Annotated in this window: 3 protein-coding genes and 1 pseudogene; all 4 read right to left on the minus strand. The window is 65.7% G+C overall.

Features of this window, described 5'->3' with window-relative positions:
* Positions 1–40: 40 nt before the first annotated feature.
* The 4 genes and pseudogenes from Q355_RS17075 to Q355_RS0103420 all read right to left on the minus strand — a co-directional run bounded on the left by Q355_RS17075 (position 41) and on the right by Q355_RS0103420 (position 11,825).
* Positions 41–1,612: an SdrD B-like domain-containing protein gene (locus Q355_RS17075; protein ID WP_051529285.1), complete on the minus strand. Its 1,572-nt coding sequence runs from the start codon at positions 1,610–1,612 to the stop codon at positions 41–43.
* Positions 1,613–3,574 (minus strand): annotated as a pseudogene (locus Q355_RS17250) (DUF11 domain-containing protein); the annotation flags it as partial.
* Positions 3,571–9,180, minus strand: a complete 5,610-nt coding sequence (locus Q355_RS0103415) for a DUF11 domain-containing protein (RefSeq protein ID WP_051529286.1) — start codon at positions 9,178–9,180, stop codon at positions 3,571–3,573. The pseudogene Q355_RS17250 and the gene Q355_RS0103415, both read right to left, overlap by 4 nt.
* Positions 9,180–11,825 (minus strand): DUF11 domain-containing protein, encoded by a 2,646-nt coding sequence (locus Q355_RS0103420; RefSeq protein WP_027876502.1) that lies wholly within the window; start codon positions 11,823–11,825, stop codon positions 9,180–9,182. The genes Q355_RS0103415 and Q355_RS0103420 overlap by 1 nt, the downstream gene beginning before the upstream one ends.
* Positions 11,826–11,866 lie beyond the last annotated feature (41 nt).

Below are 11,866 nucleotides of genomic sequence, written 5' to 3' on the forward strand. Positions count from 1 at the left end.
AAGGCCAAACCCGCTCAGGCTTCTGGAATGGGATTGGTTTTTAGTTCACCTGCACCCGGTACACAAAGAAGCCCCCCTGTCCCGGCAGCAGCGCGGGCGCACTGCCACCCCCCGGGAGGGGCGCGGTACTCAGGGTGCAGAGCGCAGCCAGGTTCAGGCTGAGGTTGCTCACGGGGCCCAAGTCGGGCCGCACCACCGTGCCATTGGGGCAGACCAACTCCACCTCGCCGCTGCCGCCGTAGGCGTTTTGCACCAGGGTGGTGAAGAAGGGCACCGGGTCGAAGAGGATCACGTTGAAGATGGGCTGGCTGCCGATGTTCTGGTACTCGATGCGATACTCCAATACCTCGCCGGGACGGCCCTGGGCGCTGCTGGCGAAGGGGGTGTTCTTGGTGTGGTTGCGTGCTTGCTTGGTAAGCCGCAGCTCGCCCCCGCGGATGACCGTGGTGGTGTCGGTAAGGCTGCGAGACTCCACCACAGCGGGGTTGCTGGCCCAGGTTAGGCTGAGGGCAAAGGGAGCCAGATCCACCTGCCCCGCACTGACGCCGGCGGGTACGATCACCTGCACTTCAAGGCCACACCCCCGCAGGCTACCATCCGGCTGCCGGGGCCAGGTGGCGTCTACGCTGAAGGAAAGGGGTAGCCCCTGGAAACCCTCGCCTGCGTCATCGAAATCGCCGTCACAGTTTACATCGCGGCGCACCTGGTAGCCGAACTGGGTGGGTGCGAGCGAGAGGGTGACATTGCCCAGGGTGCCCGGCCTGAACTGGTGGGCATAGGTAATCACCCCTGGACTGGTGGCCTGCCCGGACTGGTCAGGGGAGAGCAGGGAGGGCCGCACCACCCCAAAGTTGCGCACATAGGTGGCACCGGCCAGGGTAGCCGCGGAACCCAGACTGACCACCGCGCCGGAGGAGGTGAGGCTGGTAGCATCGGCCCAGGAAGCAACCTGGCTGGCGACGCTGCCGTCGTTACGCCCGGTGGCCGGACGTATGGGGTGGGAAAGGGTCACGCTGCCAAAGCTGGCGGGGATGTAAAGCCGGTAAAAACCGCTGCCGTCGGTGGTGGCGGTGCGGGTGGAAGAGCCATCACCGGCGGTGAGGGATACGCTGCCCACCCCACGCTCGCCGCCATCCTGCAGGGCATTGTTTGCGTTACCCCCGCCTTCCCCATCGTCGTAGAAGACCCGGCCTTCCACCCGGAACCCGTGGAAGAGGCCAAAGTCCTGACTTAGAACGTTTGTGCTGGAGACGGTCACGCTCCGGCTGCCGCCTGCGGGGTTGATAAAGAGCCAACCCGAGGGCGGAGTGGGGGTGGTGTCGGCGGTGGAGGCGTTGTTGTCCAAAACCAGGGTGTAGCTGCCGGGGGCCACCCCGCTGAAGCTGTAGGCCCCACTGCCCGCGCTTACGGTCTGCACGGCCAGTACGGTGGTTCCCTGGACCAGCTTCACGTAGACCGTGGCCCCGTCCGACCAGTCCTCGGCGTCCTTGGCCCCGTTGGGCTGGCGGTCGTGGTAGACCTGGCCGGAAATGGTGTAGCTCACTAAGACCGAGTCGGTGACGGTTCCTTGGGAAGGCGGGTAGGAACGATTCAGAAGGTCTGTGTAGGTCACTGTGGCAGTATTCGTAACCGCAGGGCCAGCACCCACCTGTACCCGGAACCGTATTATCGCGCTCTGCCCAGGGGGAAAGCTTGCCCAAGAGGCCTCTACCCTATTGGCCGTGCTGTTGTAGGTCAGGCTGCTAGGAGCGAGCCCACTTACCAACTGGAGGGAGCCAGAGACAAAGGTGGTGCCAGGAGGAATAGGATCTTGTAGCTGAACGTTGACCCCATAGCCGCTTCCTGTGTTATTCACGGTTAAGGTGTACTCCAGTATGTCCCCTAGCTGTAGGGGCGAGCCATTCACATCCGTAGAAGCTTTGGCTAAGGCCAGCGTCGGAGTAGCGCACCTATACCCTGCATTCTGTCCCGGAGAGTCGTCGGTATAGGAAGCGAAAGAGATATTTTGACCTAAGCTACCAGCACGCGCCCCGTGGGGACCAATGGTAGTAGTACTAGGATGCTCAGGGTGGGTGCCCGCATCCCTCGGATTTTGGTCAACACCACTGGTGTTGTTTCTCGTAGCCCCAGGCAATCCCCCGCTCACATCTACTGTAGCGGGCACGTTCCGCACGACCACACCTCCCCCTCCGCCACCACCAGGTCCATGAGGGACTACGCCAGATGCCGTGCTCCACCAGGCGTTACCGCCCCGCCCCCCCTGGGCATTGATGGTGAGGGAGAGGCTGTCGTGGCTTCCAGCGAAGACCAAGACGCTTCCCCCAGCACCGCCTCCCCCAGCTCCATCGTTAAGCGGGTTGTCGGGAGCTCGAGCCCCGCGGGCGGAAAGCGTTCCCGCGCCGGTTAGCCTTCCTGCTCGAAGGAGGATAATGCCGCCACCTGCTCCACCGCTGGACAAACCGGGGTCTGAGTTGTTGTTGTTGTCCCCTGCGCCACCGCCGCCACCCATCACCAGTCTCGCAATACTGGCTTCAGCGAAGCGGCTTCCTCCGAAGCCCCATTTCTTCTCTGTAAGGTTGCCGTAATCCGGATTTATCCCGGTATACCCTGCTGCCCTCCAGCCCGCGCCTCCCCGACCGCCGGGACCCCCGTTGCCACCACCTCCACCACCTCCGTTATCGGAGGTGCTATTCCAGTAAGTCCCCCCACCTCCGGCGTTGCCTGGTGCCCCCCGCGCAAAGTCCCCGCCCGGGTAACCGGCCCAGGTGGAGCCGAGGTCGGTGACTGTGGTCCCTCCTGAACCTAAATCCCGCTTCTCACTGACAAACCTGGGAGTCCCAGCAATGCCTTCTCCCTTAGTGCCATGCCTGTTGTCTGTAGCCCAAGCGAAGCGCTCCCGGGGGTCATCGGAAGCCCGTGCCCTAGCTCCTCCTCCCCGGAAACCGAGGCCGTCTACGTTTACGCTTTGCCCATTCAGATTCAGCCTCCCCGCCACGTCCAGCACAACTACCCCGCCCGTGAACCCATCCCATGGGGCTGCGGTAACAGTACCCGTCAGCGTGGCATCCAGGTACTGGGGCACGCGGATGACCTGCATGGTGCGGCGGAGGTTCTGGTTTGGCCGGTGGGCGTACGAATATTGTAAAGGAGAGGCTACCACAAGCTGGCTGTCCGTGCTTCCGGGGCCGGCGCGGACAAACTCGTAACGGCCCGCCTGGCACTCCCCAGGCGCGGAGGTGGTATAGCCGCTACCGCCCACGATTTGATCATTATTGCCGCCAGGCCCATCGCCGTAGTTGAGGCTGTCGGAGCTGTCAATGTCGGCACACTGCATCTGGATGATGAGGACCAGGTCTCCTGGGACCAAGCTCGGGGTCAGGTTCCCACGCTTGCCGGTTAGAGGGATGGTAGGAGTTGTGCCCGCCGAGTAGGTGGCGTTCGTGGCGTTAATCCGGTAGTAGGTGTTCACTGTGCCCGAGATGTTGGCGCTCCCGTCTCTGCCAGGAGAGGCACAGGCTCCCTGGGCTGAGGCACTGCCAAAGAGCAGCACAAGGGCTAGAAGGGCAAAAATCATCGGCTACCTCCGAAGATGTCCAGGCGCAGGTAGAGGCCGGGGGCGGTGTCGGGGGTGAGGCCCACGAAGCCGCCGAAGGTGTAGCCCAGGTTGAACCACAGCCCTTCCACCACCCGCAGACTGGCTTCCAGCGAGAAGGCCGTGGCGCTGCTGTTGGTGCCGGGTTGGAGCTGGTGGTAGGCGGCGGCCCCCAGGCCCAGCCAGTCGGTGAAGTAGTAGTTGGCGCCCAGGCCTAGCTGGTAGGTGTGGCCGGCGGGGTCGCTTAGCTTGAGGCGGTAGGCCAGGCTGGGGCGAAGCTGGAAGGCGAGGCCCGGGTGGTAGCTGGTGGCCAGGGCGCCCTCGAGGGTGGCCTCAGGCCCGCTCTGCAGACGGTGGTAGGTCAGGAGCGATACCTCGCGCCCGCGCAGGGCGTAGGCCAGGGTAAAGCGGCCCTCGAGGGTGGGGGCCACCTGGTAGTTGGCGTCCAGCGAGAGGGTTTGCTGCTCGTCGAGCTGCCCGGTAGCCCCGGCCCGCAGCACCAGCTTGGGCTGGCTGCCCAGGGCGGTCTCGGCCCCCAGGGTGGCGCTGAAGGCTTCGGTCTGGTAGCGCAGGGCCAGCCCAAAGGCGGCCTGGCTGCTGCCGGTGGCGAAGCTCTGCTCTAAGCCGGCGCTGGCGTTCAGGCTCCAGCGCTCGTCGAGGGGCAGGGGGGCCTCGAGGCCAAAGCGGGCCCGGTTGCCCTCGCCCGCTGCGCCCGGCAGTTGATAGGAAAGGGCCAGGTTGGCCCCGCCCAGCTTTTGCTTCAGCCCCAGGCTGCCCGAGAAGCCTAGACCCCAGGTCTGGACCAGGTCGGCCTCGGCGGAGAGGTTGGCGTCGAAGGCCAAGGTGGCCCGCAGGCGGGTGGAGGCCATCTGGGTCAGGCTGAAGGGCTGGGCGTGGGTCAGCTCGCTGTTGAGGGCGCCGCTACTGAGGCCCAGGCGCCCCAGGGCCGCCAGCGAGGCGGTCTCCCAGGTGTAGCCCAGCCCGCCCCCTACCGAGAAGGCGGGGACGATCCCCCTCGGGACAGAGCCCTCACGGGCCTGTTCACCCGGGAGGAAGAGACGGCGGGTGTAGAGCAGGCCGGTACGGTTGGCCTCGCCGGTCTGGTGTTCCAGGGAGATGCGGTCGGCTTCGCTGAGGCTGTAGGCCACCTGGGCCTGGCCCTGGAGCTTGCCCTCGTAGGTCAGGTTGGCGCTGGACTCGAGCGGGCCGTTTTTGCCGGAGAGCTCGAGGCCCAGCCGCTCGGCCGTCCCTCGGCTGTAGGTGGCCCGCAGGCCAAAGCCGGGCTGCTGATAGAGGGCCTCGGCCCCATAGCGCCAGCCACTGCCCGGCAGGTAGGCCGCTCCGGCGCCAATGCTGAAGTAGCCCAGCTTAAAGCGGGCCCCCGCCCCATAACCCAGGTCGCGGGTTCCGCCCAGGGGGGCGTAGGTGACCTCGAGGCGCACCGGCTGGAAGTCGGGGGCGCTGGGCCAGAGGGGCCGGGAGAGGGTCAGGGTGCCGCTGGCAGCGTCCAGCACGTAGTCCTTAAGGCGCTCGAGGCGGGTTTGGCTGGCCCCAACCAGGAGCAGTACCTGCTCGCTGCCGGGTTCGGCAGGCCCGGAGAGCTTATAGAAGCGGGTGCCGTCGGGCACGATCACTTCGGTTTTGCTGCTGGCAGGCAGCCAGCCCGCAAAGCCTTGCAGGGTCAGGTCGCCGCGGGTTTCCAGGCGCAAAGCCGTGCCCTGGGGCAGTCCACTTAGGCCAAAGACGCCGAGCTGGTCGGCAAAGTAGCCGATGCTGAAGCCTTCCTGGTCGTAGCGCAGGGCCAGCGGGTCATCCGAGCGGAGGGGCAGCGTGGCTTCCCGGCCCGAGCCCGTTAGGGGGAAGCGTCCGGTGGGGTCGGGCAGCTCGCGCAGGCCGGTTTCTACCTGGGGCTGGCCCTGGTTGAAGCGGAGCGAGCCGTCCAGCGCCGCCCGCAAGGTTCCGCTGGCAAAGGGGCTTTCCAGGTAGCCCCGTCCCAGGCCAAACACCTGGAGGCTCTCGCCCAACTGCAGGCCCACGCTGCCCTGGAACTGCCATAGCTGGGTCTGGCGGCCCAGCACGAAGAACTCGGCCTGTTCCTTTATCTCCCCAAAGGTCAGCCGCAGGCGCAGTGGGGTGGGGGTGGCGGTGGGCTTGAAGCGCAGCCGGGCTACACCGTCTTGTAGGAGCACCTGATACCCCGACAACAGCGGGAAAGCGTCCGGTTCCAGGGGTTCGCCGGAGGTTTCTACCGTGAGCGGGCCGAAGCCCGAGGCCAGGCCCAGCCCGTCCACCGCCCGCACCTCTAGCTCCAGCGGGGTGCGGCCATCGGCCAGGAGGCGCACCGGGCGTACCTCCAGGAGGGTGGGGTTACCGGCCAGGAAGACCTCCACCCGATCCGAGCCCAGCGCGGTCTGTACTTCGATCAGGTTGCGGCCCGGCTGCAAGGGCAGGCCGTAGTACTCCAGGCGCTGAAAGCCGGCCTGGGTGTCGTAGGTGGCCTGACCAAGGTTTTTGGAGTCTACTTCCTGGCCGTTCAGGGTGAGGCGAACCTCGAGGCCGTAGGGGGCCTGCAGCACCACCCGCGCCTTGTCCGCGCGGAAAAGGGTGCCGGGCAGGGGCTCCTGGATAAAGCCATCGCGCTGCTGGCTGATGATCGGTCGGGCTTTCTCCAGATCGGCAAAGCGTTGCTGGCCTTGCAGATAGACTTCCCGGTCGCCCACCTGGAGGGTCAGGGTGGGCTGGGCCAGCGGGCCCAGGGCCTCGCGGTGGCGCAGCTGGTAGGTGAGCTGCCCAGAGAAACCCTTGCTGCCTGGGCGATCCGCCACAAGCCGCACGGGAGGATGCCGCTCCTCCAACGCCACCCGCGCGCCTGGTAGCTCGAAGAAGAGGCGGCCCTGGTCGTCAATGCGCGGGTCGGGCAGGGGGCGGCCATCCAGCTGGGCTGAACCAGGCTCATAGGTCGCGCCTTCGGGGGGTAGGTGGGTAAGCAGCAGGCGGTCGTACTGGGCAATGTTTTCAACGGAAAAATCCAGGGTGACGGTGGAAAGCCGGTAGGGCTCCAGCACGGGCAGGGCCAGCAGGGTGGCTTTGGCGGGGAAGGCGGCAGGGGTGCCGTTCACAAAGACGGTGATCTGGTTGTCGAGTGCCCCCGCCCGCAGGGCCTCGGCCTCGAGCCGCAGCTCGCGCACCTCCCCGGCCTGCAGGGTGAGGCGCAGCCGCTCGGTGGTCTGCATCTGGAGGCCCTCGCCGGGCGACTCTTGTAGCTCAAGGGTTACCGGGTGGTCGGTGGGGTTACCCACCCGGATGATAAACACCGCTGGGTTGCCCACCACCACCCGCGCTGGCTCAGCGGTTTTTTCCAGGCGCAGCAGGGTGCGCCTTAGGGTATCGGGCGCGCTAGGACTGCCTCCGTTGGACACCACCTGAGCCAGGAAAGCCCCCTCGGCAGGGGCGCCAAAGCGTACTTTGGCCCGGTAGGTGTGGGTGAGGCTTTCGCCCGGGGGCAGCGTGCCGCTGAACGCTGGGGTCTGGGCCACCTCGAGCCACTCGGGGTAGGTGTCCTGCAGGGTGTAGCTCAGGGGGGCCTGGCCGCTGTTGCGTACCACCAGGCGCACCTCCACCTCCTCCCCGGGCACCACCATGCGCTTGTCCAGCGAGCGCGAGAGCTCGGCCACCGGACGCAGCACCGCTACCTGGGCCTGGGCCTCGCGCAGGGTCTGGCCGCCCTCGCCCAAGAGGCGGGCGGTGTTGACCAGCACCGAGGGGGCCTCGAAGCTCACCCGGGCCCGCACTTCGAAGGTTTGCGCTGCACCTGCCGCCAGCTCAACAACCTGATCCAGCGCCTGCCCTTGCAGTCCGGGGGCCAGGTTGTCCTGGAGGCGCACCCGGCCCGGTTCGTCGCCGGTGTTTGCTACCCGCAGGCGCCAGACGGCCTCGCTGCCCACCGCGGCGCTTGGGGTGAGGGCTTCTTTGTGCAGGGTGAAGGTGGCGGGCTGGACAATCTTCAGTAGGGCTTGAGCTTGCTGTGCCCAGGGGCTCAGGGTGGCGGTGACCAGGGGCTCGGCCTTGCACAGGGCCCTGGCCCGCACCTGCAACACCGCCTCGCGGCCCTGGGCGATGGGCGAAACCAGGCGGGGGGCCTCGAGGGCTTCCAAACAAGGGGGTAGATCAAGCTCCAGATCGGCGGGCAGCAGGCGGGTAAAATCGGTGCTGGCCCGGGCCACCAGGGTGGTTTCCTCCCCTACCCGCAGGGTGTTGGGGCTGGCTGCCAGGGTGAGCTTGACCTCGGGATAAACCCTGAAACGCACCTTCTGGGTCTTGCCTTCTTGTAGCACCACCGACCCCGGCCCTTCCACACGGGCCCCGCTAAGCACCGGTGCAAGGCTATAGGAGCCTGCCTCCAGGCTCACTCGAGCCTGTCCCTGGCTTAGCGAAATGGCCTGCTCACCTACCCGTATAGGTAAATCAATGGGCCGCTCGCCGTCCGGCAGCACCAGCACGGCCTCCAGTTCCAGTTGGGCGGGCAGGACGGTGACGGGCGGAGACGCCAGCCGCTCCAGAATGTACCGGGCGCTACCCCCGCCGCAGCCGAAACGGGCTGAGATTTCATCTAGGTACTCGCCGCCCTCTACCTCCAGCCGCACCAGGCGGTAGCCCTCCGGCAGGGTGGATAGCCGCACAATGCGGACTTTGTCGCCCTCGAGGGCGATGGGCACTTCCAGGGGCCGGCCCTCTACATCCACCGCGCTTGCGCTAACGGGCCGGGGGGCCACCACCCGGAAGGCCTCTCGCCCGACCTCCATACAGGCGTCCACGCGAAAGCCGATGGTGTTGGAGTACTGGCGGGCGGTTTTGGGCTGGCGGAAGCCAAAGGTAATCTGCCCTGGCTGGCGAATGTCGTAGTAGGCCCATTCGCGGTCGCCAGAGACATTGCGCGATTTGATGCGCCCGTCCGGGAGGCGCACCCGGCCTTCCATTTCCTGGGCTCCGTCCTCGTCGTAGAAGCCTACGCGTAGGGGCAGCGCCTCGGGGCTCACATTGAGCAAAAAGGGCTCCTGCCAGTCCTTGCCGCGGATGTTGCTGTACGAGGCCGAGCGCACATCATAAATCTGCAAAGTGGGGTCTATCAGCAGTTCGGCAGCCTGGGGCACGCTGGTCTGGATGCGGTAGAGGAAAGCATTTTTGCCCAACCCCAGCAGGCGGCTCTTGATCAGGTAAATGCCAGGCTGAACCTCGCCCCGAAAGAAGAGCACCCAGCGGTGGGGCTCTACCCCGAAGCGCTCTTCGGCCAGTACCCGACCATCCCGCAGCAGCGCGAACTCCGCGACGAGTTCGCCTTTTCCCTTGTCGTAGCGCTCGTCGCCCAGCTCTTCCTTTCCCTTGAGGGCGCTGCGGTAATCGTTGGGGTCGAAGCCAGGGGAGTAGATTTGCAGGTTCAGGAGGGTGGGTTTGTGTACTACAATGCTGGCCTGCAACTCCTGAATTTCCCAGCCGAGCTGGTCTCCGGGCACAATACCTTTCAGATCTGTGCGGGCCTGGCCCAGTGCCAGGCCAGCCAGTAGGCAGATCCAAAACCAGAGTGGGCGCATCACGGGTACCTCCAGCGCACCTGCGGGTCGGTCAGGTGGCCACCCGGCAGGTCGTAGGTGAGGGTCTCGCGACCCTGGAAGCGCTCAAACCGGAAAACCCGTTCGCCCCCGCCGGGCAGGGGATCGGTCAGGGTCAGCTCGGGCAGGGCTTCGCTCGAGCTGAGCGTCAGCACCACCCGTATCCCGCCCGGCAGTGGCAGCAGTTTTTTCTCGACCCGCAAGGGGCCAAACTCCAGGGTGGTCTCGCGTACGGCCTGGGCCAGGCCTCTAGGGTGCTCGAGGGGGAAGTCGCTTACGGTCAGGCCCTCCACCCGCACCCGGTGCCGGTAGCCATCCCCCTGAGCTTCGGGGTGGGGGAGGGGCGGGAAGGGGGCCGAGGCCGGATCCAGCATCACCTCAAACAATCCTCCGGCCAGGTTGCGGAAGCTGTAGCGGCCTTCGGCATCGGTCAGGGTCTGCAGGCCGTTGCTCAGCACCACCCGCGCGCCCGGCAGCGGCAGGTCGAGGCCAGCGGTATAGCGGCCATCGCGGTCGGTGTCCAGGAAGACCCGGCCCAAGAGGCTATGGGGCGGGGTGAAGACCCCCTGCTGCAACTGCACCACCGCTGAGGCCACCGCACTGGCTACCGCGGCGTTGCCACCACTGCTGCCAGTGGCCTGGGCGGTATTTCGCAGCTCACGGCCTGCCCCGGCCCCAATGCGCATCTTGTAGCTAAACACTGCGCGACTACCGGGAGCAAGGGTCACGTTTTCCCAGGTAAGCTGGTTTCCTTGTAAAACCGGCTCGCTGGGGCTGGCGCTGCCCGGCACATAGATCAGGCCGGCCCCGGGGGTGTCCTCGAGGCGCACCGTGAGGGCCACCTGGCCCACGTTCACCAACGTCAGGGTGTAGGTCAGCAGATCGCCCACGCTGGCCCGTGCGGGCTGCACCTGCTTTTCCAGGAGCAGCATGGTGGCCTGTACGCGCAGGGTTACTGTATTGGAAAACAGCGGGTTGCTGAAGTCGCTGCCGCGCAGGCTAAAGCGGTTTGCGATGATGGCTGTGTTGATAGCGCCAGCAGCTACGCGGGCCTCCAGGGTCAGGGTGCGGGTGCTGCTCGCAGCCAGGATCAGGTTCCAGCGCACCGTGCGGCTCGAGGGGGTATAGCTACCGCCATCCGAAGCTGAGACGAACTCGAGGTTGGCGTCCAGCACATCCTCCACCACGACGTTGCTAAATGAGACAGGCAGGGGGTTTTCGATTTCCAGGGTGTAGACTACCCGCTCACCAGGGGTTACCTCGGGACCTACGCGGCTGCTCTTGCGCAGGGTAATCAAGGAAGGATTCAGAATCTGCGTCACCTGGTCGAGGGTGGGGTCGGTGCTGCCGGTAGCGCCTGAGCGGGCCAGCAGGGTAACGGTGAAGGGAGTGGTGCTTGCAGCTATCCCGGACAGGCAGGCCTGAAAGTTAAGGTCTGCCCCTGGGGGAAGGCTGGCAGGAAGGGAGAGGATGCCACCACCCAGCGAACGGAAGTTCAGGCTGACCCCGCTGGGCAGCCCTGTTGCCTCCAAAGTGTAGGCATCGGGGGCGTTGCCTGTATTGCGCAGGGTGTGGCTAAAGCAGTATATCTGTCCGGCCAGCACCTGGGCGCTCTGCTGGTCGTCTGGGCCCACCGCCTGGGGGTTGTTCAGGGGCCCCAGGGCGTGGGCATACTGGGCTGCAAGTCGGATCTCGACGGTTGCTTGCGCGTCGTTGCTGGCCGACGAGACCGTCACCAGGTTGCGCCGGGGGCCCGGCGTGGTGCCTGTACCCACCCGCATCCGGAAGCTCAAAAGCGCCTCCTCGCCGGACTCGAGGCCATCCAACACCAGCCGGATGCCCCGCACCTGGGCCTGGCTGCTGCTCCAGGTGCTGCCGTCGCTGTACTCGAGGCGGCCCTTGGCTGCGCTGGCCGAGCCCACCACATAGCTCAGGTCGCGCAGTTCGGGGGTGTCCAGCATGTCGGTTACGTAAATGGGCCCTTCGGCCCGGGCGTTGCCCAGGTTCCACACCCGGATGCTAAAGCCCACTTCCTGGCCTTCGCGAACCAGGGAGGTGTCCGCCGACTTCACCACGTTCAGCGCAGCTCCGCTGCCAATACTGATCCGACTAAAGTTGTCGTCGTCTCGTCTTCCATCGGGACAGGTGGCCACCGGGCTGATATACAGGTCGCCAGAAGCCGAGGGCGGGGTTTGCAGGGCTAAAATCAGCCGGATTTCCTGATCGGCTGCCAGCGTTACGCTGTTCAGCTCGGCTTCACCCGGATCCAGCCTGCCGTTGGCGTTGACATCGTGATAAAACCGCACCGCGCTCGGTGCCCAGGGCGCACTGTTTTGCACCCAGCCCAGCGTGAAGGGAAAGCTCTGGTTGCCGCTATTGCGCAGCAAGTAGGCAAAGTAAACAAACCCACCCGCCGGTACAACCGCGTACTGGGCGGGGCTGCCAACGCTGCCGTTGGGGGTTAGGGCGGGCACACACACCGCCTGTACCACCGTTTCAACCACATTAGATAGATATGTCTCTCCATTTACAAATGCCAGGGCCTGGTTGCGAATGACCGTGCCGGCAGGAGCGGCGAAAGCTAGGTTTAGTAACAGCGCCAATGCCAGGCTCCACCCGATTCGCATTCCGACATACAGCTGTGCAGCTAATTTAGATTGAAATGGTA

It is taken from the genome of Meiothermus cerbereus DSM 11376, assembly GCF_000620065.1.
In the GTDB taxonomy this organism is placed as follows: domain Bacteria; phylum Deinococcota; class Deinococci; order Deinococcales; family Thermaceae; genus Meiothermus; species Meiothermus cerbereus.

Bases quoted from the DNA above. Each gene is read 5' to 3' on its own strand.
- Q355_RS0103415 (WP_051529286.1), bottom strand. From the start codon at position 9,180: ATGCGCCCACTCTGGTTTTGGATCTGCCTACTGGCTGGCCTGGCACTG.
- Q355_RS0103420 (WP_027876502.1), bottom strand. From the start codon at position 11,825: ATGCGAATCGGGTGGAGCCTGGCATTGGCGCTGTTACTAAACCTAGCT.